The organism is Geotalea toluenoxydans JCM 15764, assembly GCF_001311985.1.
Taxonomy (GTDB): domain Bacteria; phylum Desulfobacterota; class Desulfuromonadia; order Geobacterales; family Geobacteraceae; genus Geotalea; species Geotalea toluenoxydans.
Genome location: NZ_BBCJ01000003.1, coordinates 20,820 through 43,022, shown reverse-complemented (window position 1 = coordinate 43,022; position 22,203 = coordinate 20,820). Strand labels below are relative to the sequence as shown.

20 protein-coding genes and 3 pseudogenes are annotated in these 22,203 nt (G+C 52.4%); 8 read left to right on the top strand and 15 right to left on the bottom strand.

Annotated elements, in window-relative coordinates:
• Positions 1–30 precede the first annotated feature (30 nt).
• The 8 genes from JCM15764_RS02400 to JCM15764_RS02375 form a co-directional block, all read right to left on the bottom strand.
• Positions 31–1,020 (bottom strand): polysulfide reductase NrfD family protein, encoded by a 990-nt coding sequence (locus JCM15764_RS02400; protein WP_243688201.1) that lies wholly within the window; start codon positions 1,018–1,020, stop codon positions 31–33.
• Positions 1,021–1,046: 26 nt separating this feature from the next.
• A complete protein-coding gene (locus JCM15764_RS29165; protein WP_243688200.1) occupies positions 1,047–1,400 on the bottom strand; it encodes a hypothetical protein in 354 nt (117 codons plus the stop codon).
• Complete coding sequence (locus tag JCM15764_RS02395; RefSeq protein WP_243688199.1) at positions 1,387–2,205, bottom strand: 4Fe-4S dicluster domain-containing protein; 819 nt, start codon at positions 2,203–2,205, stop codon at positions 1,387–1,389. The genes JCM15764_RS29165 and JCM15764_RS02395 overlap by 14 nt, the downstream gene beginning before the upstream one ends.
• A 364-nt stretch (positions 2,206–2,569) precedes the next feature.
• A complete protein-coding gene (locus JCM15764_RS21300; protein ID WP_243688198.1) occupies positions 2,570–2,884 on the bottom strand; it encodes a cytochrome c3 family protein in 315 nt (104 codons plus the stop codon).
• A gap of 50 nt (positions 2,885–2,934) precedes the next feature.
• Complete coding sequence (locus JCM15764_RS21295; RefSeq protein ID WP_012646682.1) at positions 2,935–3,102, bottom strand: hypothetical protein; 168 nt, start codon at positions 3,100–3,102, stop codon at positions 2,935–2,937.
• 34 nt (positions 3,103–3,136) lie between these two features.
• Entirely contained in the window at positions 3,137–3,298 is a 162-nt protein-coding gene (locus JCM15764_RS02385; RefSeq protein ID WP_243688197.1) for a hypothetical protein, read from the bottom strand.
• Between the two features lie 105 nt (positions 3,299–3,403).
• The gene (locus JCM15764_RS02380; RefSeq protein WP_054692197.1) at positions 3,404–3,805 is read right to left on the bottom strand and encodes a response regulator; all 402 of its coding nucleotides are present in this window, start codon (positions 3,803–3,805) and stop codon (positions 3,404–3,406) included.
• A 98-nt stretch (positions 3,806–3,903) separates the two neighbouring features.
• Positions 3,904–4,083 carry a hypothetical protein gene (locus JCM15764_RS02375; RefSeq protein WP_369412224.1) on the bottom strand — a complete coding sequence of 60 codons (180 nt, stop codon included), beginning with the start codon at positions 4,081–4,083 and terminating at the stop codon, positions 3,904–3,906.
• A 448-nt stretch (positions 4,084–4,531) separates the two neighbouring features.
• Between JCM15764_RS02375 and JCM15764_RS02370 the strand changes: the two genes are divergently transcribed.
• A complete protein-coding gene (locus tag JCM15764_RS02370) occupies positions 4,532–5,947 on the top strand; it encodes a sigma-54-dependent transcriptional regulator (RefSeq protein WP_054692192.1) in 1,416 nt (471 codons plus the stop codon).
• A gap of 17 nt (positions 5,948–5,964) precedes the next feature.
• Here the strand turns inward: JCM15764_RS02370 and JCM15764_RS21290 are convergent, their stop codons facing one another.
• From JCM15764_RS21290 to JCM15764_RS02360, 3 genes are read right to left on the bottom strand one after another with little or no spacing between them, the layout of a single operon-like run.
• Entirely contained in the window at positions 5,965–6,825 is an 861-nt protein-coding gene (locus tag JCM15764_RS21290) for a sensor histidine kinase (protein ID WP_243688196.1), read from the bottom strand.
• Complete coding sequence (locus JCM15764_RS21285) at positions 6,822–7,592, bottom strand: hypothetical protein (RefSeq protein ID WP_243688195.1); 771 nt, start codon at positions 7,590–7,592, stop codon at positions 6,822–6,824. The genes JCM15764_RS21290 and JCM15764_RS21285 overlap by 4 nt, the downstream gene beginning before the upstream one ends.
• Positions 7,593–7,619: 27 nt before the next feature.
• A complete protein-coding gene (locus JCM15764_RS02360) occupies positions 7,620–8,048 on the bottom strand; it encodes a universal stress protein (protein WP_243688194.1) in 429 nt (142 codons plus the stop codon).
• A 384-nt stretch (positions 8,049–8,432) separates the two neighbouring features.
• Between JCM15764_RS02360 and JCM15764_RS02355 the strand changes: the two genes are divergently transcribed.
• Positions 8,433–9,212 (top strand): IclR family transcriptional regulator, encoded by a 780-nt coding sequence (locus JCM15764_RS02355; protein ID WP_054692187.1) that lies wholly within the window; start codon positions 8,433–8,435, stop codon positions 9,210–9,212.
• 92 nt (positions 9,213–9,304) lie between these two features.
• Here JCM15764_RS02355 and coaE read toward each other — a convergent pair whose 3' ends face one another.
• The 3 genes from coaE to JCM15764_RS02340 all read right to left on the bottom strand — a co-directional run bounded on the left by coaE (position 9,305) and on the right by JCM15764_RS02340 (position 12,610).
• A complete protein-coding gene (gene coaE, locus JCM15764_RS02350) occupies positions 9,305–9,910 on the bottom strand; it encodes a dephospho-CoA kinase (protein ID WP_054692184.1) in 606 nt (201 codons plus the stop codon).
• A gap of 50 nt (positions 9,911–9,960) precedes the next feature.
• Complete coding sequence (locus JCM15764_RS02345) at positions 9,961–11,397, bottom strand: flagellar assembly protein A (protein WP_243688193.1); 1,437 nt, start codon at positions 11,395–11,397, stop codon at positions 9,961–9,963.
• An 88-nt stretch (positions 11,398–11,485) separates the two neighbouring features.
• The gene (locus tag JCM15764_RS02340; protein WP_054692181.1) at positions 11,486–12,610 is read right to left on the bottom strand and encodes an aminopeptidase; all 1,125 of its coding nucleotides are present in this window, start codon (positions 12,608–12,610) and stop codon (positions 11,486–11,488) included.
• Positions 12,611–12,858: 248 nt separating this feature from the next.
• Here JCM15764_RS02340 and JCM15764_RS27695 point away from each other — a divergent pair.
• The 5 genes and pseudogenes from JCM15764_RS27695 to JCM15764_RS02320 all read left to right on the top strand — a co-directional run bounded on the left by JCM15764_RS27695 (position 12,859) and on the right by JCM15764_RS02320 (position 19,453).
• A pseudogene (locus JCM15764_RS27695) lies at positions 12,859–14,873 on the top strand (FAD-dependent oxidoreductase).
• 170 nt (positions 14,874–15,043) lie between these two features.
• Positions 15,044–16,453, top strand: a pseudogene (locus JCM15764_RS02330) (2Fe-2S iron-sulfur cluster-binding protein); the annotation flags it as partial.
• 110 nt (positions 16,454–16,563) lie between these two features.
• Positions 16,564–17,571 carry a molybdopterin oxidoreductase family protein gene (locus tag JCM15764_RS25900; protein WP_279384220.1) on the top strand — a complete coding sequence of 336 codons (1,008 nt, stop codon included), beginning with the start codon at positions 16,564–16,566 and terminating at the stop codon, positions 17,569–17,571.
• A 77-nt stretch (positions 17,572–17,648) separates the two neighbouring features.
• Positions 17,649–18,296: a tRNA-uridine aminocarboxypropyltransferase gene (locus tag JCM15764_RS02325; protein WP_054692179.1), complete on the top strand. Its 648-nt coding sequence runs from the start codon at positions 17,649–17,651 to the stop codon at positions 18,294–18,296.
• Positions 18,277–19,453, top strand: a pseudogene (locus JCM15764_RS02320) (aminotransferase). The gene JCM15764_RS02325 and the pseudogene JCM15764_RS02320 overlap by 20 nt, the downstream one beginning before the upstream one ends.
• On the opposite strand, the gene JCM15764_RS02315 reads toward JCM15764_RS02320, so the two are convergent.
• Positions 19,401–20,324: a sensor histidine kinase gene (locus JCM15764_RS02315; protein WP_054692177.1), complete on the bottom strand. Its 924-nt coding sequence runs from the start codon at positions 20,322–20,324 to the stop codon at positions 19,401–19,403. The pseudogene JCM15764_RS02320 and the gene JCM15764_RS02315 overlap by 53 nt on opposite strands.
• Positions 20,325–20,704: 380 nt before the next feature.
• Between JCM15764_RS02315 and JCM15764_RS02310 the strand changes: the two genes are divergently transcribed.
• Positions 20,705–22,129 (top strand): OmpA family protein, encoded by a 1,425-nt coding sequence (locus JCM15764_RS02310; RefSeq protein WP_054692174.1) that lies wholly within the window; start codon positions 20,705–20,707, stop codon positions 22,127–22,129.
• Positions 22,130–22,203 lie beyond the last annotated feature (74 nt).

The following is a 22,203-nucleotide window of genomic DNA, read 5'->3' as shown; positions in this document are numbered from 1 at the left end:
TCTCCTGTTACCTGGATTTAAATATGTGCCTCAACTGTTCCAATTACTGGAATGAAGCCTCTTCCTTCGTCTTATAGCTGGCGCCCACAGCAAGTCTTTCCTCACTCGCGTAAGCTTTGGCGACTCTGACCTTTTCCGTTGCCGGTTCCAGCGCGTCAGCGGTTTTCCATGCATAGAGGATGGGCAGCGATAGAGAATGAAACGGTATACGACGATATATATGGCGAATATGGTTACCGAGATTATCGCTTCACGCCAATGGGGAATTTCCCGCTCGGCAAGTTTCCAGTTGAAGGCGATCATGGCGGTGTTGATCCTGTTCAGAACGACGCCGAAGACGGTCAGGACGGCACTGAAACGGACGACACCGACGAGGCGGTTCTTGATGGCGTATGCAAACAGCACAAGCGGGGCGATGACGCCGATAAAGATCTCCAACATGAACCATTGGCCCCATCCGGTTGCCAGGTATTCCCACTCATTATCGTGGGCAATGCCGATCAACTTGATGGTCAAATAGGTTGCAAGCCCCATGCTGGCCCCTTTGGCCAGAGCGATGGTCAGTTTGTCCAGGTTTTCCTTGAAACGGTCGTCACAACGCCAGGCCATGGTCTTGCTGACAATGGTGCTGACGGCGATAACCATGCAAAGTCCACCCGGCAGATGAAACGAAAAAGTGCAACCATTGAAACGATGCCGAATACCAGAGAGGGTGTACCTTGCCCGGCGCATAGGTGAAGAGTGCCCCAAGGCGCCCTGGTGCAAGGTAGAGAGGATGATTCCGGCCACTGTCAGGCCGAGGGTTATTTTTCGCACTCCCCGTTTGCCGACCGGAAAGCCGATCCACTCGAAAAATGATGCCGAGACCTCCGCGACCTGCACGGAAAGATAGGTAGCCACATGCCAGGCGACCAGGAACAGTACTGCAGCAGGCCCAAAGGATACGACCATCGGGTACGGCAGGCGCCAGGGTTGCCCCAGGTCCACCAGCAGATAGACGACGGCAAAAAAGTAACCCAAGAGGCCATTCAGGAGGCCAAGGCGCTCTATGGCTCAAAATCGTGCCGGCCGAAGATCTCGACGGTGGTGCCCAGTTGAAAACCGGAGGATGATAGGGGGACCATGGCGAAGAGACCAAATCCGAGAAATAAGCCCCATGGATAATCATTGGAGCTGTGGGTGACCCAGCTGAGACCGAAAATGAAACGGCCGAGAATGATGGGAATGCCCACGGCGAATATGGCCGCCAAAATCCAGTTGAATGGGTTGCGCAGGGCCTGGGCCACATATTGCTGTGGGGTGAGGCCGAGAAGCAGTTTTTCCATCAGCGTCCATTTTTTCTCGTCCTGCCGGTAATGGGAATCGACTATATCTATTCCTTCCTTTTTATATCTTTTCATTGTCGGAATCCTCCTGCGCTGATTTTGGATGATCGTGCCCGTGCTCTTCTTCATGCTCCTTTTTGCGGGTGGACAGCAGGTGGAAGCCGGTGAAAAGCGCCGGCCAGATTGCCAGTACCATGGGTACCGTGCCGAGGAATTCCTTGACGTTGGAAATAATCGGTTCATTGCCCAGCGTCGTATCAAATCCTACCTTGTCGAAGGGAACACCGGAGAGATAGAGCCAGCCGGTTCCTCCCAGCTCCTTTTCGCCATAGATGTGATCAACATATTTATCCGGAGTCTCTCGAATGCGCTCATGGCCCATTTTGATCAGATCTTTCCTGTAGCCGAAGGTCAGGACCTCCTGTGGGCACACTTCGACACAGGCTGGTGGTTTTCCGTATTTGACCCGCGTGTCGTAGCAGAAAATGCATTTTTTGACCACGGGGTTGGTGGCGCTGGAATAGCTGTAACCGGGAACATTGAACGGGCAGGCGATCATGCAGTTACGGCAGCCCACGCAGACCTTCGGGTTGTAGATAACAGCCCCTTCCCTGGTTTTCGTATAGGCATTGACGAAACACGAGGTAAGGCAGGCAGGCTCGTTGCAATGATTGCACTGGATCTTGCGGTATACCGGGCCGCCCTGGTTTTCATAACGATTGACAACGGTGTATGCTTCCTCTGTCGGCCGTCTTTTTTCTTCGAATACCGACTGATCGTCAAAGGGGATCTTCGGTTCGGGCAGTTTCTGTTCCTTGTTGCAGGCCGCTTCACAACTGCGGCAGCCGATGCAGCGCGTCAGGTCAACCAGGACCCCCATTCCTTCTGAATAACCTTCAAAAGAACCACTCCCCCAAGCTTTCTTTGCAGGCAGGCCAAGGAGGATGCTGCTCCGCACAGCATGCAACCTTTCAGGAAATCTCTCCTCTTCATAATTGTCTCCTTGAAATACGAAGATTTATTTTAGGCAAAGCTTTAATGCTCCTTGGCAACTTTTCCAGTCTTCTTGGGTGCGAAGCTCCCGGAGTTATAGAGAGCTTCCCCGGTCCTGTTCATCCGGTGGCAGTCCCGGCAACCTGTCGGTCCGCCCATTTTTTCATGGCATCCCATGCAGTTCAGGTGATAGGCCCCTTTCAGTCCGGGCTTGTCCTGGTGATACAGTTTAAGGTTTGCCCGTTTCTCCTTCAGGGCTTCTGCGAGAAGGGCTGTGCGGAATGGCAGCCCCGACAGGCTACCACCTTGGTTCCGCTGCTGTTCTGGTGGCATCTGACACAGTTGGCGTCTTCCACCAGATTGCCGGTGGTGTGGTGATGGCATCCAGCGCAGTCCTTAAGCAGCCGGATATGCTCGGCATGATTGAATTCAACACCGTCATAATTTTTCACCAGCGAGTTGAGGGATATCCTGTCGGGTAAATCGGCTCCCTGGCATATGTAAGGGATCGCCCCCAGCGCAACCATGAAAATGAATGTTTTTATACTCTTTAGTCCTGTGTACATGTGGGGTTCTCCTTTGGATTGAGATTGCAATTCTTTCCGTGACCCGAGCTTTACCCGTGCCTATCCCCGTCTTTGTGGATGTAGCGATAGAAAATGGGGAACCCGACAAAGAATGCAATGCAGATCAGGTATTCGACCCCCTTTATGTACTGGTAGAAATCCACCAGGGTAAACACTTCCTTGATTTCTCCCATTGATGACAAGGCTTGATCGAGCATGGAATTTCCTCCTTTTCGCCATTTAGTTTAATGGTCAATGTCTGATTTCAACCTTCGCTTCTTTCTCTTTCCCCTTGCCGGCCACCAGTTCCTTGACTATTCCCCATAGGGTAAGGATGGCTGGAATCATCTGGATGACCACCACCAGGCGCAGAAGCGAGAAAGGCCAGAACCAGAAGGCCGCTGCTGTAAACACGTGTGGTGGTGGCTGCAAAAGCCTGGGGCACTGCGAGCATCCAGAGGGTAATGGTTATGATCATTGTTTGTAGTGTTCTCATGACTGTCTCCTTTATGCTTTGTATTAGCTCTGGGGCTTATGGTTCTTGCTCCCCTGCAGGTTCTCGAAGGCACATTCCACTGCCTGGCGTATCTCTTCCCGATCTTCGGGTTTTACCGGCTTCAGTGCGTGGTAAAAAATGCCTTCCTTGCGCAGTTTGCGCATGAGTGGCAGAGAGACTTCATTGGAGACCAGAATTATCGTCAGGTTCTGATCGCATTTCTTCAGAATAGGCACCAGGTCCGTTGCCGTCAGTTCGTCGAATTCGCTGCTGAGCAGTACCACCTGGGCCGTCTTCTTCAGGATGCCGTAAAGCACATTGGCTGCGGAATTGGTGACCATGACGTTGTATCCTGCTTCGATGAAGAGATCTGCCATGGATTTCCGGCTATCCAGATCTTCGTCTGCTATGAGAAGTCCTTGCATATCTCAACCTCTCCCCTTTTGGTTTCGCAGCTAGCTTCAGGATGTTTTGTCCGATTTCTTCGCCAAAACTCGTTCTTTAGGTGCGACGAAAATTCCTTTCAGCATGGAAAAAACAGCATGATGCCGGGGATCGCCTGAAAGACGATGATCAACGCCCCGAAGCCAAGAAACAGGTACAACAGCAGGCTTGGTTCTGTTTTTTCCGCTCCGTTAGCAGCAAATGCTGTTGAAATGCTGCCCATGAACGCCAGTAATGCGTTTTTAATCGTGCTTTTCATGACATCCTCCTTTATTGCCTCCGCAGTAAGCTTCCTTGCACATGCATACTGCATTGGTTGTGCCTGATTAATAAATTTCAAGTTTTATCTTATAACGCTTTGAAATTACAGAGTTTTTGTGCGGTTGGTGGCAGGTGTAAGACTTTGTCAGGCATACCAGGTGTATAGTAAATTTATACGCACGAACTGTCTTGAAACTGTGACCACGGCTGGTGATTCGTCCGTCATTCACGCTATATAAGGGTTTGAGAGACCAGAACCGTGTCTGTATGAAAAAAAAATACAGGTGTATCTTTTGGTTATGAAATTTTTAATTTTTAAAATTAAATATTCTGCCGGCGCCTGCTTGACTTATGGTTTTTCATCATTATAGTTAGGGCAGGCTGGTGTCCCGGCCCACGGGATGCAGTAGGGCAAGGGTTCAGATGATGAATTGAAGGGACGTGGCATGGCAGGAAGACGCATAATGGTTGTTGATGATGAGGCTATCATCAGGGAAGGGATGAACCGTATTCTCAGTGGCAGCGACTTTTTCGTTGAAACGTATGCCAACGGTTACCTTGCCCTGGAAAAGTTGCAGGAATCTTCCTTCGATCTGCTCATAACCGACCTTAAAATGCCGGGGATGGGGGGGATGGAGGTGCTGAAAAGTATCAGAGTGCTGCAGCCGGAAATGCCGGTCATCATCATAACCGGTTATTCTTCGGTGGATACCGCTGTTGAAGCCTTGAAAAGCGGCGCTGTGGACTATGTATCCAAGCCGTTCACCCCCGACGAGATCATTGCCAAGGTGAACAATGCCCTGGAAAAAAAAGCGGTCCTGGTGGATGACATCTATCTGCGCAAGGAACTCCGCGACAATCATGGCTTTGACCGTTTTATCGGTGCCAGCGCGGAGATGCAGAAGGTCTACCGCCGCATCATGCAGGTAGCCCCCACTGACAGCAGTGTGCTAATAACAGGGGAGAGCGGAACCGGGAAAGAGCTGGTGGCCTCTGCCATCCATAAAAACAGCCAGAGAAGAGATCAGGCTTTTGTCGCGGTTGACTGTACCTCTCTGGCGGAAAACCTTCTGGAGTCCGAGCTGTTCGGCCATGTGAGGGGTTCTTTTACCGGTGCTGTCCAGACAAAGACAGGGCTTTTCAAGGTTGCCGATGGTGGCACCCTTTTCCTTGACGAAGTGGCAAACATCAGCCTCACTACCCAGGCAAAGCTGTTGCGTGTCCTCCAGGAGCGGGAAGTTACGCCCATCGGCGGCACGCAGCCGGTACCCATCAATATCCGTCTCATCACCGCCACCAACAGGAATTTGAAAACGATGGTGGCTGAAGGCAGTTTCAGGGAGGACCTGTTCTTCCGGCTGAATATTATTCCCGTCGATCTTCCCCCCTTGCGTGAGCGGAATGGAGATTTGCCCCTTCTGATAGCCCATTTTCTGAAGAAATTCGCCGATGAAATGGGCAAAGAAGTCAGAGGGCTTGCCCCCGATGCTCTCGCTTTGCTGGAAGGGTATCCCTTTTCCGGCAATGTGCGCGAGCTGGAAAATATAATCGAGCGGGCTGTGGTGCTGGTGGAGGGTGGTCTGATCAAGAAGGAAAACCTTGAGCTGACCCTGCCGGAGGAACCTGAGATTACTGGTGTGTGCTGTTTCATCCCTCAGAGCGTCGATGAATTGAAGGAACGAAAACGACATCTGCGTGAGCTTGCCGTTGAGCCCATAGAGAAGGCTTTTGCGTTAAATGCCTTGAAAAATAATAACTGGAATGTGACGAAGGCCGCTGAACAGACTGGCATGCTTCGGCCAAATTTTCAGGCACTGATGAAGAAGCTGGGAATTTCCATCAGGGGGCAGTGGGACAACTGAACCTTTTGGCATCTGCGTCAGGTCGTAACTTGAAAGATGCTGTCCGTTTTGCCATACATCTCCCCGCCACAGCCGACCTCTGTTTTATCTTCCCCATTTATGGGCAGTTCGATGGTAAAGGTCGTTCCTATCCCCACCACACTCTGCACGCAAATGTTGCCGCGATGATTGTGAATGATGCCGTAGGATACCGAGAGGCCGAGCCCCGTCCCCCTGTTTTCTTTCGTACTGAAAAATGGATCGAAGATTTTCGGCAGGTTTTCTTCAGGAATGCCGCAGCCGGTATCGGATATGGCTATAAATTCACTCAGGCCATCTTCGGTAATGCCGGTCCTTATATTAAGGCTCCCTCCACTAGCCATTGACTGTCCCGCATTGAGCAGCATGTTGATGAAAACCTGCTCGAACTGATTGGGGTCCAGCATGATGTCCGGCATACCGAAGGTATAGTCCTTTATTAGGGCTATATTCTGAAAAAGTATCTGGTGTTCCACCAGTGAGAGGGCCAGGTCCAATATGTCATTGATGGATGACAGCTTTTTCTGGGGCAGAGATTCCCGTGCAAAGTCGAGAAGCCCCTTAACTATTTTGCTGCACCGTTCCGTTTCCTGGACGATGGTTTTCAGGTCATCTTTGAGCGCCGGATCCAGCTTTGGATTATCATTGACAAGGGAAGAAAAGACCAGAATGCCGGTAAGGGGATTGTTTATTTCATGGGCGATCCCGGCAACCAATTCGCCGATGGAAGCGAGCTTTTCCGACCGGATCAACTGGGCCTGGATTGCTGTGATCTCTTTGGTACGTTCTTCAACCTTTGTCTCAAGGTTCTTGGCCCAGTCTTCCAGCTCATCCCTGGCTTGCTTCAGTTTCAGGGTCATCCTGTTGAAGCTGTCAGCCAGATCACCCAGCTCATCGCCGGAGCAAGGGATACGGTCCCGTCCATTTCCCCCCTTGCCAGCTTTTCAGTGTGTCTCACCAGTTGTTGTACCGGCTGATTGACCAGCTGTTGGATGAAAATGGTCAGAAACAGGGAAATGAGCCCCATGAGAAGGAGCGTTATGGCGATAGTGGTGCCGCGGTAAGTGGCAAGCTGCTCATTCATGTGGTCCAGTGGAATGGTCACATCCAGCACACCGAGCACCTTTATATCGGCTGGATGAAAATGGCAGGAAGCAGTATGGCACTTTTCGTCATTGTAGATGGCCTTGGCCAGGCCGAGAAGCTGCTTGCCGTCGTGTCTGGTAAACTGTCTGCTCCTGTTCATGGAAGATGCATGAATGGCGGGGTTGCCGGTTACATGGCACATGTTGCATGCCTCGTCCTTTTTGTCCAGCAGGGTGCCGATTTCTTGAGGCTGGGTAGAGCAAATGATAGTTCCCGTCTTATCCATCAGCCTGATGTTGCCGATACCCTTTTCCTTGCCGATCTCTTCAATGATCTCTTGGGTGCGACCCCGGTCATCGTAGAGCATCTGGTGCTGGGTGGCCCTGATTACCGTGTCTCCAAGCTTGTCTGCATAAGTTACAGCTTCTTCCAAAAGCAGTTTTTTCAGGCTCTCAAGGTTTATATAGGCAAAGAGCGCCATGAAAATCAGCAGGACAAGGTTTATCCAGATGGCAAGTTTTGGCAGCAGGCGCAGACTCAAAGCTTGGCTCCACGGAGCTGAAAGTTATCAGCCTCGAATGATGTAGACGGAACACTTGGCAAATTTTGCCACCTTATGGGAAACGCTCCCCAGCAGTTTCCTCTTGATAAAACCCTTTCCCGAGCTGCCGATAACTATGACATCTATCTCTTCAGTTTCCGCGAATTTCAGCAACTCCTCGGCGGGATCGCCGTAAACAACCTTTATTTCCAGCGGAATGCCGGCTTCCCTGGCGTCTTTTTCAATCACATAGAGCACACGTTCCCTTAACTGCACCCACTCATCGGACTCGGTAATGGGAGCCGCCGGGACAAAGTCGGTAAATGTATTCCGGGGGGCATTGGGCAGAACCAACATGGCGTAGATTTTGCTTTTGAACTGGCTGGGGTTTCCGGCTGCCATGCGCACTGCTTCTTCGGCAGCCTTGTCGGAAAGTGGTGAGCCATCTATGGCCACAAGAATTTTTTTTTTCTGAGATTGAGCATCTGGCTAACACCTCCGCAAATTATAACAGAAGAAAAGATAAAACGATTCCGGTTGCATGAGATTTAATTGATTTAGCATTAATGCCAACTAGAAAACAACAAATCTTTGTGAAAATTATAATTTTTCTTCCTTGACAAGTATAAAACACTATTCTATATTCTCAAAAATAATAATCGTAGCGAATGTAAATTTTCAAAACAATTGAATATTTTTCCTGGAATGTAAATATTCATGCTGATGTTGTAGTTGGGGCTTGCCGGACCTGAGTCGGCACAGACGTATAAATTACCATTGACATCTTTAATAAAAAAGCATATGAAATCCTGTTGAATCTAACAGGAACAGGTGTTACCAATGGCGAAAAAAGAGAAATCGGAATACATCATACAGGCAGTTTCCCACGCACTCGATCTTCTTGAGCAGTTCCATGACGACGTGGATGAATTGGGTGTAACTGAGCTGAGCAAACGACTTAAGCTGCATAAAAACAATGTTTTTCGGCTTCTTGCCACTCTTGAATCCAGAAATTACATCGAGCAGAACAAAGTTACCGAGAACTACCGACTTGGGTTGAAGACTCTGGAACTGGGGCAGACATTTATCAAGCAGATGGGGCTTCTACGTCAGTCGCGACCGGTTCTCGAGTCCTTGGTACACGACTGCAATGAAACCACCTACGTGGCAATCCTGAAGGAATTCCACATCATTTATCTGGACGTCGTGGAAACCGATCTTACGGTAAGGGTTGTGCCTCGTGTCGGTGCAAGACTGCCTGCCTACTGCACTGCCGCCGGCAAAGTACAGATTGCCTACATGACCGACGAGGAGCTTGCCAACTTCCTGCCCAAGGAAATGAAACGCTTCACTCCCAATACCATAATCGACAGGGAAGAATTGAAAAAGCACCTGGCGCTGGTGGCCACGCAAGGATATGCCATCGATAACGAAGAGCTGGATGTGGGGGTAAAGTGCGTTGGAGCGCCTATTCGTGATTATACTCGCCGCATTATAGGTGCAGTAAGCATTTCAGGGCCATCAATGCGCTTTACCGATGAGCGGCTGGAAAAAGAGCTTATTCCCATGGTCATACAAGCCTCCGAAGAGATATCTTCAAAGCTTGGCTACCATAAGTAAATAAAAGAACCTTTTTACATAATAAAAAGGCCCACATCTGCAGATGACCTATAATCGGCGCAGATGTGGGCTTTTTGATTTTTAATTCTTTACTATTGCTGTTTTTGCAGAACTTCCCTTTCCCACAGCTCCCTCACCAGGGTTGCCAGTTCCTCCTTGCTTCCCCGGTTGTCGATCACCACTGATCCATGAAGCTTCTTAACCTCCATTGGCATCTGGGCGGCTATTTTCTGCTGAGCCTCCTCCATGGTCACTTGGTCCCGTGCCATCACCCGTTTCAGCTGCGTTTCCCTGTCCACGTAAACTACCCATATTTCGTCGACTCTTGAGGTGGCTCCCGCTTCTATGAGCAGGGGTGCCATATAAATGACAACCCTGGCGCCTGTTTGCTTCAATTGCAGTAATTCTTCTTCTGCCCGCCTGCGTATGGCGGGATGGGTAATGGCTTCCAGTCTAAGCCTGGCGGCAGGATCAGCAAAGATAACTTTGCCCAGGGCAGTGCGGTTGATGGTAAGGTCGTTGTTGAGGATGCTTGTGCCGAACTCGGATACAATGGCATTATAGGCGGATTCGCCAGGGATCATAACCTGGCGCGATAGTTGGTCCGCATCAATGACCGGGATTCCCATATCTTTGAGTAGCTCGGCTACTGTGCTCTTTCCCGAGGCTATTCCCCCCGTGAGCCCGATTATACGCACTGACTTCTCCCGATATACCCCATAATTGCAGTTTTCCCTGACGGCTGAATTCAGTAGACAATGCCGTCTTCACCTCTGCTGAAAGTTTTTGATTGCAGATCGTCCTCAATCGTCAGCATTTTATCGCCGACCATGATCTGCACGCCGAAGTAGACACTGCTATCTACCTCAACTTTGGCGTTATTGACCAGCTCCAGTCGTTTCTGCAGCCTTTTTTTCTGTCTGTTCAACTCGGCAATCTCGGACTGCAGCAAGCTGTGTACCTTCTCCTTGAGCGCTGCCATGCCCGGATCTACTTTAGTCGCATTCTCACGAATATATGTCAGTGTCTTATCAATCTCTTCCTGGCGCTTTTCCTTGTCCGCCAGTTGCTGTTTTACTGCTGAAAGCTTTTCGTTGATGGCTGGGTCCACACCCACTTCAATCCTGGTGGGAACGTTGGCGGGGGACCCGGCGATGATGGCATGGACAAGGGTGGCTGCCCGGCAGACGCCTCCTATGATATGTCCCTTCCGCATTCCTTTTTCACCAACAGTTATTGAATTTCCGGCGGTGATGTCGCTTTTCATGGCAACCTCGCGGATCATAACGTCCAGGCCGGCATGGATCAAGGCATGTTCCGCAAATTGAGCTGAAATCGAGCCCTGAGCACGGATGTGAGCGATATCCGTATTCAGTTCCCCCCTGTCATTTCTTACCTCTTTCTGGCCTATTATGCCCCCTTTTATCTCGATGTTTCCTCCAGCCTCGACCTTTGCCGACTCCACCACGCCACCGATGATGATATCCCCTGTGGCGGTCACTTCCATGCCGGCTTTTACGTCGCCGGAAATATCGATGGCACCGGTAAAATGCAGGTTGCCCGAGGACAGGTCTACTGTTTTGACCTTGAGCACAGGTTCGACGATGATACCACGATCTATCAGGACCGGCAGCCCTGAAATGGCAGCCAGGAGGAGATCGCTGTCATCGGGGGCAGGCGCCGTGCCGCTGAGGTTTGGCGCAAAGGCTATGTCGACGCCGTCGCTAGCGGGCAGTAGTGCCCCCTGAAGATTTTCACCGGGAACTCCTTTTGTCGGTGAAGTCCGCCGCAGCAACGGATCTCCAGGTTTGACACTTATGATGCCGCCCATATTGCGGTAATCCACATTGCCCTCTTCGTCCGCCAATGGACACCGCTCCCTCATCTCAGGAATGAGGCTGATAAACTGTGAATCCTCTCCCGGTTGTGGTGGACGGCCTGCCGCAACCATTCTCTTGATAACTTCACCCTCATGGACGGCTTTTTCTATCTCGTCATGGAGGATGCCGGTGATCACTCCCGCTCCAGTGAGGGCCTGGACGACCTCATCCGAAGTGACCGACGTGCCCCCTTCGCCCGGTGTAATGGTGACATAAGCCGACATCATATCCGGGTCAACAAACACTGTGATTGCACTGCCCCGGGCTTTTCCAAGCGATCCTGCTGTTTCTTTTTCATCCGTCATCGCAGCTGCCCCTGTTCCAGTCGGTTTTTCTTTATGTATATGAGAAATATCGGCACGGAGTGGCATTTTCTTAAATCTTTGCAGTCAATCAGAGCACAGATTTCCCCTCGGCTAAGAGCACTTTACGTGTCCCATCTGGCAGAATTGCAGTCAGAGTTGGTTGATAAAAGACATAATCCTCATGAAAAGGGGTACTTACGGTGCCGCCGAAACCGGAATTGTCACCAAGGGCGATGTGAATGGTGCCCAGTATTTTCTCCGCTTCCAAAATGTTATCCGGTCGTTTGGCCCTGTCATTGGTGCCGATTCCCAGTTCGGCAATGTTGCGATTATTGACGCTTTCGGCGAATTTCTTCTCCAGTTGTTTCCGGTGCGCATCTTCGCCCTCAATATCCACCACCTTCCCCCCCTTTACTGTCAGGACAAGGGGGGTGTCAAGTTTACGCGTCGGCGCATATTCAAGAACCATCTGCCCCTCCGACATGCCTTCCACCGGTGCCAGATAAACCTCCCCGGCCGGCAGGTTGCCGAAACTTCCCGGAGTCGTCAAAAGTCCGTCGTCTCCCTCAGCCGTCCGTCCTTCTTTTCCCATCAGCATTCTGGTGCCGTTCGGTGTCGTAACCTCAAGGGTCGAAGCGAGATTGACTGCTGTGGCAAGTCGCCTGGTCCTCTCGGCGAGTGCAGGCCAGTCAACCTGCATTGATGTAAGGAACATCTCGGGATCGAAGTGGGGGAGGCTGGCAAATCTGGCGCCGGCAGCAGTGGCTAACGAGCGGAAACGGGTGTGACTGGTTGAATTGTTGGCCAGGGCGATGATTATTTCTGTGACGGCATCTTTCCCGGCGATAACGGTCTGTTTTGCCAGGTCCAGATCTTCAACTGAGGCTGTCTTGGATAAAAGTCTCTGCAGTATGCCTGCTACGGCTAACCTGTCGACGGTGTTGTCCCCCAGTGCAGCTCGCCAGACTTCTTGTGGGGGCTCGGCACCAGAGGCAACAGTTGCCGGAAAGGAGACGAAGGTTGTGTTGCCGTAGGTTTTATTTGCGAAGGCGGCAGCTGCGGCAGCCGTTTCGAGAAGACGCTTGCGGCGGTTTGCATCGTCTGCGGATGGCTGTTCTTCGGGCCTGATCATGTCGCTGAAGACAAGGATCCTTTCACCTGCTTTGATGCCCATATTTATGGTGAAAAGCGATGCGAAGGCTGCAGTATACATGACCGGTTCTCCCTTCCAGCTTCATTTGTGCAAAAAAGTGCTGCTGCTAACTATATAACAGAGCCTCTTTCGGCTGGCAACCATTTGCAGAACCTGCCTAAAGCTGTGATTTTTCCCTTGATTACCCAGCCTTGTTGTGCTAATTATCTGCATACTGTATACAATGATTGGTTGTATATTTATTTAGTAAATACAGATAGATAAATGCTTTACCAGGTATAATTTAACGGGTTTTTGTGGAGGCTGATGTGGCACAGGTGGTTTTTTCCAGCTGGGGTAGAAATATTATTGATAATCGCAGCGGAGGCGAGGCTAAGGATGCCCAGTTCCGGTTGCCGGTCACCTATGACGGGGAGCGTCCGCTGGCTGCATTCATGGGCTGGGATGGTCTCATGGTTTTCGATAGGAATGTGGATGTACCAGCATGGCAGCTGAATATATGCGGCGCGTACAGACTCTTTACTGTTGCGGTAAGTGCACCCCCGGCAAAAAGGGTACCAAGGTGCTTATGGATACCCTGGCTGCCATTCTCGGCGGAAATGCAACCGAGGCGGACCTGGACACCATAGAAGATCTGACGAAGCTCCTGGAAAACTGCAAGTGTACACTTTGCCAGAGCTCCACAGTGCCGGTCCTCGACGCGGTAAAAAACTTCCGCAATGATTTCCTTGCCTATATCAATGGCGGCAGGAAAACTTCCGGCGAGTTCCGTTATATTGAGAAATACACGGCACCCTGTCAGGATAAGTGTCCTGCCCATATCGACATTCCCGCCTATATTGAGGCGATCAAGGAATATTATTTCGATCATTCCCTTGGCGCTATCCGTGACAGCATGCCGCTCCCCTCGGTCTGTGGCCGTGTCTGCCCCCACCCCTGCGAGACAGCATGCCGGCGTAAGAACGTGATGAACCGATCAGCATCATGGTGCTGAAGAGAACGGCCTCGGATTACGAGTGGAAACACAAGTTCGAGCCCCCCATGCAGCCAAAACCGCGCAAGGGGAAAACCATCGCCGTCGTCGGCGCAGGCCCTGCCGGTCTGGCCGCCGCATATTACCTGGCCTTGGAAGGTTATCCCGTAACCATTTATGAAGCGCTTCCCGAAGGTTTCGGCGGCGGGATGGTTGCCGTCGGCATCCCTCCGTATCGGCAGCCGCGCCATCTGTTGCAGCGGGACATCGACATCATCTCCTCCATGGGAGTTGAGATGATATACAATACCCGCATCGGTAAGGATATTTCTCTTGAGGACCTGAAGAAGAAATACGATGCCGTCTTCCTGGCTCCCGGCGCATCGCTCCAAGCCGATGGGAGTGGAAGGCGAAGACAAAGGATACAAGGGCTTCCTTAAAGGCGGAATCGATTTTCTCCGCGAGGCATACATGGGTAAGCCTACCGGTATGGGGAAAAAGGTGGTTGTTGTCGGCGGCGGTAACACTGCCATCGACTGCGTCCGTGTCGCCCTCCGCGAAGGTGCCGAAGTATCGACGCTCCTTTATCGTCGTTCCCGTAAAGAAATGCCTGCCGACGTTTGGGAGGTGGACGGCGCCGACGAAGAAGGGGTCAAATTCGAATTCCAGGTTCTTCCCACCAGGATTATCGTTGACGGTAATGACCAGATAACCGGTGTCGAATGTGTACGTATGGCCCTTGGCGAGCCGGACGCCTCCGGGCGCCGCCGTCCGGAACCCATGGCAGGCAGTGAGTTTGTCGTCGAATGCGACACGGTCATTCCGGCCATCGGCCAGGATCCCGATCTCAGCTTCATCCCGGCAGACATGGGGATCGACATTACCAAGTGGAACACCATCGTTACCAAGTATGTCCCTTACAAAGATGCGGCCGGCAAGGATCTGAAAGACGGCATGGGCAACTACCAGTCAAGGACCCTGATCACCGACTGTAACGGCATCTTTGCCGGTGGTGATGCCGAAATTGGACCGCTTACTGTCGTCGCCTGTATCGGCAGCGGCCATCGTGCGGCCAAGGTTATGCAGCGCTGGCTGGAGGAAGGAAAGGCGTACCTGACCGATGACGAGTACATGGAAGACATTCTCAACTACATGGGCGTCTACGACAAAAATGAAAATGTTTCCTGTCTTGATTCTGCGGCCAGGGCTCACCAGGGTGAGGTTCACGGCAAGGAGCGCGCCAGCTACAAGAACTATTGTGAGGTGGAGCTCGGCTTCACAGACAGTCAGGCGGTGAAGGAGGCGCAGAGGTGTCTGCGGTGCTACCGCGTCGCCATGGTCGCCGTGTAATCGCCCATGAAAAACACCCATCTGCGGCGTTGCTTCGTCACTGCGCTGCTCACATACTGATGTATGCTCCGCTGCTCGCTCCTCGGCGCCTTGCACCTGGGCATTTTTGATGGGGCGATAAAAAGATTGCTATAAACAAAGACCTGAAAAAAATCTGAGGTAAAGATAACATGGTTAACCTGATAATCGACGGCAAGAATGTAACGGTGGCCAAGGGGGCAACGATCCTTGAAGCTGCGGCGACAGTGGGCATCAAGATACCGACCCTCTGCTGGCTGCAGAAGGTTTCTCCTACCGGCGCCTGCCGCGTCTGTGCGGTTGAGGTCGAAGGGGTCGAGCGGACCATGACGGCCTGCAACACGCCCGTCAAGGAAGGCATAAACGTCACCACCCAGTCCGAGAGGCTTTCTGCCATCCGCCGTAAGGTCATGGAGCTGATGCTGGTTAATCATCCGCTGGATTGCCCCGTCTGCGATGCCGGAGGGGAATGTGACCTTCAGGATGCCTGCTATGGACTGGATGTGGCGAAGCAGGAATATTCCGCCCTACTGGAAAGACGCAAGATCCGTTACGACTGGCCGTTGATCGAGAGCGACCCCAATCGTTGCATCCTCTGCGAAAAATGCGTCAAGGTCGATCATGAGATTGTCGGCTGTGATGCCATTGCCGTTGTCAATCGCGGTGAAGCGACCATTATCGATACCGTGGACGGCAAGCCGCTCAACTGTGAATTCTGCGGTAACTGCGTTGCCGCCTGTCCTACCGGCGCCCTTATCAGCAAGCCATTCAAATTCAGAGGCCGCCCCTGGTCATTCAACGTGACCAAGAGCGTCTGTGCCTTCTGCAGCAATGGCTGCCAGATCGAATACCACTCCAGGAACGGTCGCGTTGCCCGCGTTACCAGCGACGACAGCACCTTTAACAATGGAAATCTCTGCATCAACGGCCGTTTCGGTTACAGCTACCTCAATTCCGCCGATCGTTTGACCGTCCCACTGGTGGCAGAGGGAGGAAGACAGGTCGCTGCCGACTGGAATCGAGCCATGGCTGTCGCTGCCGAAAAGCTGCAGGCGATAATCAAGACTTCGGGCGCCGATGCGGTTGCAGGCATCGCTTCGCCCCGTGTCACAAATGAAGAAAACTTCCTTTTCCAGAAATTCATGCGCACTGCAGTCGGTACCAGCAATATCGATTCCGAGGCGAGGTTCGGCTATGCTGCGGCTCAGAGCGTGCTCAGGGAAAAACTGGGGCTGACGGGCGCCAGCGCAACCATCGACAAGATCGATAATGCCGGCGCAGTCCTGGTCTTCGGGAGCGATCTCAATGCTGAGGCAACCGGTGCCGAATACCGGGTCATCAAGGCTGCTTTTAAAAACGACGCCAAATTGGTGGTCGCCAACATGCGCCGGGTGAAGCTCAGGAAATTTGCGAACAGCATGCTGCAGTATCGGCCTGACAGTGAACTGGCGCTGATCAACGGCCTGATGAAGGCGATCATCGATGGCGGCCTTGAAGATAAAAGTTTCGTCCAGGGAAAAGTTGGCAATTTTGAGGCACTGAAATCTTCTCTTGCCTCCCTGTCTTTGTCCGAGCTGGCAACGGCAGCCGGTGTGGGCGAGGGTGAACTGCGTGAAGCCGCTGCCTCATCTGCGGCAAGAAAAGTGTTGCCATCCTTTTCGGTGCAGACCTCATGCGCAGCAAAGGTGCTGCAGAAAAGGTCGCAGCCCTTGCCGACCTGGCGCTGCTCGTCGGTTGTATCGGCAAGGAGACCGGAGGTTTATTCCCTGTCGATGCCAAGAATAATACGCAGGGAATGCTGGATGTGGGAGCAGCTCCGACCCATTTGCCCGGCTATCAGTCAGCCACTGCCAAAGGCAAAGATTTCTGGCAGATTCTGGAAGGTATCGAACAGGGCATTATTAAAGCCCTTTACGTGATAGGCAGCGACCTGACCTCATATCCCGACAATAACCGCATCAAAAAAGCACTGGCCAAGCTGGAGCTTCTCATAGTACAGGATGTTCTTGCCAGCGAAACCTCAGCGATGGCCCATGTGGTCTTCCCTGCTTCAGCTGCTGCCGAGAAAAGCGGTTCCTTTACCACGACCGATAACAGGCTGCAGCTCCTTGGCAAGGCTGTCGATGCAACTGGCGATGCCCGGGAAGATTGGGATATCATTGGTGAGCTTTACAACCGTCTCACCAATGCAGGTCACGCACACCTCCCGGCTGAACTGCTGGAGGAATTCAAAAGCCTTGCGCCCCTTTATGCCAAGGAAGTACCAGCCATTGAAGGTCGCGGCATCGCCATCAACACCAAGGCATTCGAACTGAAGCAGAATCTGGCATTTTCCGGGGCTGTTTCGTCTAAATCTGCCGCTCAGTCCCAGTTCAATCTGCTGGTCGGTCCCATCGGCTACCATAACGGCACCACCACCACCCGGTCGGAGAATAACCTCAGTGTTTCGGCTGAAGGATACATCGAAATATTTGCCGGCGACGCAGCCAAGGTTGGCGTAGCTGACGGGGCAGCCCTTAAAATAAGCTCCCCTGCCGGTACCATTACAGGCAAGGCCAAGGTAAGCGACAAACTGCAGGCCGGGTTGCTTTTTGCTCCGTCCCACTTCCGCGACCTCAATGCCAACTCTCTTCTCCAGGGCAGTGTAAATATCGTCGGCGTAACGGTGGAAAAGGCTTAAGAGAGCAACTTGAAAACAAACTCAAAGCCCCTGTGCATTTTTGCCAGGGGCTTTTTCTATACTGATAAAGGCTTTTTATGGGTAGCAGATCGAAAAAAGCTGAACGTTGCCAAAACTGTAGAATGCATCTGCATCTGTGCATTTGCGACCTTATTCCGATCTACGACCTGGCAACCCGACTTGTCCTCGTCATGCATCACCGGGAATTTACCAAAACAACGGCAACCGGTCCCCTTGCGCTTAGGGTGCTAAAGAACAGTGAACTGCGCATTCATGGCCACCTGGACCAGCCCCTTGACTGCAGTGATCTGATCCTTCCTGAGCGGCGAACCCTGCTCCTCTATCCGGGGGAAGAAGTCCCGGTTCTTGACCAAAAACTGCTGGAGAAGGATCCTCGTTCTGTAACACTGGTGGTGCCGGACGGCAACTGGCGGCAGGCCTCTCGCATGGGTCGCAGGCTGCCGGGGCTGGAAAATGTCGAGATGGTCCGGCTTCCTGCGGGGCCACCAAGCGAGTGGGGAATCCGCCGTGAACATCACGAGGAGGGGCTGGCCACCTTTGAAGCGATCGCCAGGGCATGTATAATCGAAGGTCCGGTCGTGCAGAAGGGAATGGAGGAACTTTTCCGCCAGATGGTGCATCGCACGTTGGTTGCCAAGGGGTCTGCACCGGGTATTGACCTGCCGGGCGAGGGGAGGGGAATCCATGAAGCTTACCATCAGTGATCAGATCGGCAGGGTGCATTTCCCCCCGATTTCGGAGGTAAAGGGGTGGTTGGCGGCAGCTCGGCCTGACCTGCCGCTCATCGACCTTTGCCAGGCTGTTCCCGATTATCCGCCGGCCACTGCTCTTACCGAACACCTGGCTGGCTTGATCGGCGATCCTCTCATTGCCAGGTATTCTCCGGACGAGGGACTCCCTGAAGTGCGGGAGGCGATTTGCGCCCGCTATGGCCGTACCTATGGGGCCAAACTTGATCCGGCGCAGCTGTGCCTGACCATCGGCGCCAGTCAGGCCTTCTGGCTTGCCATGGTTACCCTGTGCCGGGAGGGGGACGAGGTGATCCTTCCTCTTCCCGCTTACTTCGATCACCCCATGGCCCTGGAGATTCTTGGTATCCGCCCTGTCTATGTTCCTTTGATGGGGCTGCAGGGGGGCTGCCTTCAGTTTCCTGCATAGAGTCCCTGATTACATCACGCACCAGGGCCATTCTCCTTGTGACGCCCAGTAATCCCACTGGTGTCGTGACCCCGCCGGAAACCATCCACCAACTTTATGCATTAGCTGCCAGGCATGGCATTGCTCTGGTCCTTGATGAAACCTATTGCGATTTCATTGCCGGCGGAGCCCGGCCCCACGACCTTTTTACCATGAGTGGCTGGGGGGACAACTTCGTCCATATTGCCTCCTTCGGCAAAACATATGCCCTTACCGGTTACCGGGCCGGCATGCTGGCAGCCTCTGCACAATTCATCCACCATGCATTGAAGGCACAGGATACCATGGCGGTCTGTCAGCCAAGGATCACCCAGCATGCGGTTGGCTTCGGTGCGGAGAATCTGGATGGATGGGTAAGGCAGAACAGGGTGATGATGGAAGAGCGGCATGACTGCTTCTGCCGTGAATTTACCAAGCCTGGCAATGCCTTTGAGCTGGTCGCCAGCGGTACTTTTTTCGGCTGGGTGCGGCATCCCTTTGCCGGCAGGACCGGCAGGGAAGTGGCAAAAAAACTGGTGGAAGAGGCAGGACTACTGACTCTGCCCGGGGAAGTCTTTGGTCCGGGTCTGACCGATTATCTGCGGCTGCCTTCGGCAACATTCGAAAGGATTTTATTGGCGAAGCGGTGCAGAGATTCCGTGATTTTCAACCCGCCCAATGGTGAAGTAGAAGGTGGCGCCTTGGTCAACGGCAGCCTCAGCCCAGACCCTGCCTCCATGATGACGAATAATGCGCTTGACCGTTGTGAGGCCGATGCCGTTCCCTTCAAATTCATCTATACGATGCAACCTCTGGAACGGCTCGAACAGCTTGTCTGCATGCTCCATGTCGAATCCTGCTCCGTTGTCGGAAACAAAATAAACCTTTCCCCCGGCAAAATCCTTTGCTCCGAACCGGATGACAGTCCGGTCCTTCCTGGCAGTGTACTTCCAGGCATTCCCAAGCAGGTTTTCCAGGACGGCACGTAGCAGTACCTTGTCCGCCATTGCTGTTAATCCGGCAGTTATCTCCACTTGAAGATTGTCCCGTGGCGATGTTTCACTCAAATCCCGCATAATGTCCTGGGCTATCTGGCTCAGGTCCACCTGGGATACTGACAATTCGGTCAGATTCATTCTCGAAAAATTAAGCAGGGCCTCGATCTTTCCTTTCATCCTGTCAGAGGCGGCGATGATTCTCTCCATATACTGACAGGCCTGATCACTGAGACTATCGCCGCAATCTTCCAGCAAGGCGTTGCTGAAGCCGATGATACTGGTCAGTGGTGAACGCAGGTCATGAGAAACGGCAAAGCTGAAAGATTCCAGTTCCTGGTTTGCCGTTTCCAACCGTCTGGTGCGTTCCCTCACTCGCCTTTCCAGTTCCACCCGCAGGTTCTGAACCTCTTTTTCCGCTTCCTGCCGATCATGAATCTCTTTGTTGATTCGCTGATTTAACTGACATAGTTCAGTGCTTTTTATCGAGACCAGATTCTCCAACTGCTCCCGACGGTCGATCACCTTCTGTCTTCTCATATCCCGAACATTTCCCTGCACTGGGCACCTCCCCCTGCCATTTTCATTGGCGGTGTCTGTTTCCATTTTTGCAGCAGAGCTGTACCTGGCTTTCGGGCCAAATTGGCATGGGCCGGCAACTTCTCCGGGAAAGATGGTTGACTGAGCATCATTAGTGCTGCAATTGGGGGCATAATAAAGTTTAAATAAGCCGCAAATAATTAATTCGCGATAATTCTAGCATGAAAAATACTTATGGCAACCGAAAATTTGAAATAGCTAAAAAACTTTTAACTGAGCCTGATACAGCAGTTTCAAGAGATAAGTATTTTTCCAGGGGCTGCGTTGACAAAAGGAAACTGTATTCTAGAGTTGTTAATAAATTATTGCTAATATTTTAATCCGTCACAAGGGGGCGCGATGTGAAGAAAATCAATTTGGTAGTTTGCCTGATTTCCCTGGTCATCCTTTCTCTGCCTTCTCCGGCGATGGCCGAAGGAATTCGTCCCGGATCCTTCACCCTTTCCGGGATTATCGGTGGATACACATTCGACGGCAGGCAGCATATTGAAACCAGGCCCGTCTATGGGGTGCGTGGCGGCTACAACTTCACCAAACACTGGGGGGTCGAGGGATTGTTCGACTATGCCAGGACAGAATCGACCGGGGCCGATCAGGATATCAACTTCTACCGTTATGGGGGAGAGGTGCTCTTGCATGTATTCCCGGACAATAAGCTGGTACCGTACCTGGCGGCAGGCTATGTGGGGCTGACCAGGGATCCGGAAGGCCAGCACACAGTCAGTAAGGGAGCCTTTGACTACGGCATCGGCGCCAAATATTTTCTTACCGATGATCTTGCCCTGCGCGCCGATTTCCGGAATATGGTATTTCGCGAAGGGGCCAATGTCCAGCGTCCGGGGGAATACCACGACGAAGGCACCGGCTTTAATTATGAGTACACGATAGGTCTTGCCTGGCAGTTTGGCGGCAAAGGACCCGAGCCTGCGGTGATGGCCGCGCCGGAACCTCCATTACTGCAGGTCGTTCCCACTCCCCCTGTTGAGGAGGAAGCTCCGCCTGCTCCGGTTCCGGCAGCCGAACCAACCCCCGGCCGTTACAAATATTGTATTTCATTGAATCTCCAATTCGACATAGACAAGGCGTTGATTCGGGCAGAAGACCACCGGGAAATTGCACGGGTGGGGGAGTTCATGCAAAGGTACCCGGATACGACCGCCGTGATAGAAGGGCACACCGATAACGTGGGCACGGATGAACATAATCTGGACCTCTCACGGAGAAGGGCTGAGAGTGTGACCAACTATCTGGTGGACAAATTCGGCATAGATCGCTCCCGCTTGTCGTCAACCGGCTACGGATTCAAACATCCTGTTGCCGACAATGGCACCGAAGCTGGCAAGCAGAAGAACCGTCGTATTGATGCCATTATCGACTGTGCCTTCGATGTGACAAAGATTTCGCCACCGGAGCGCCTGTGCATGTCGCTGCTGATGGAATTCGAAACCGGCAGGGCAGAAATACAATCACAGTACCATGACGAGATTGCCAAGGTCGCTGAGTACATGAAGCGGTACCCGACCACAACTGCACTCATCGAGGGGCACACCGACAATACCGGTACGGCGGATTTCAATCAGAAACTTTCCCAGGAAAGGGCGGAAAACGTGGTGAACTATCTGGTGGAAAAATTAGGCATAGAGCGGTCTCGCCTCTCCGCCAAGGGATATGGCGCTTCGCGGCGCCTTGCCTATAACACCACTGCCGAAGGACGAAAGAAAAACCGAAGGATAAATGCGATCTTCGACTGCGTGGTAAAAAAGTGACCGCCGTTACCCCCTCCCTTTCCGAGGGGGGATTCAGACGCCCAGGGTAAAGAAAATGGTGGTGCCTTCATTGA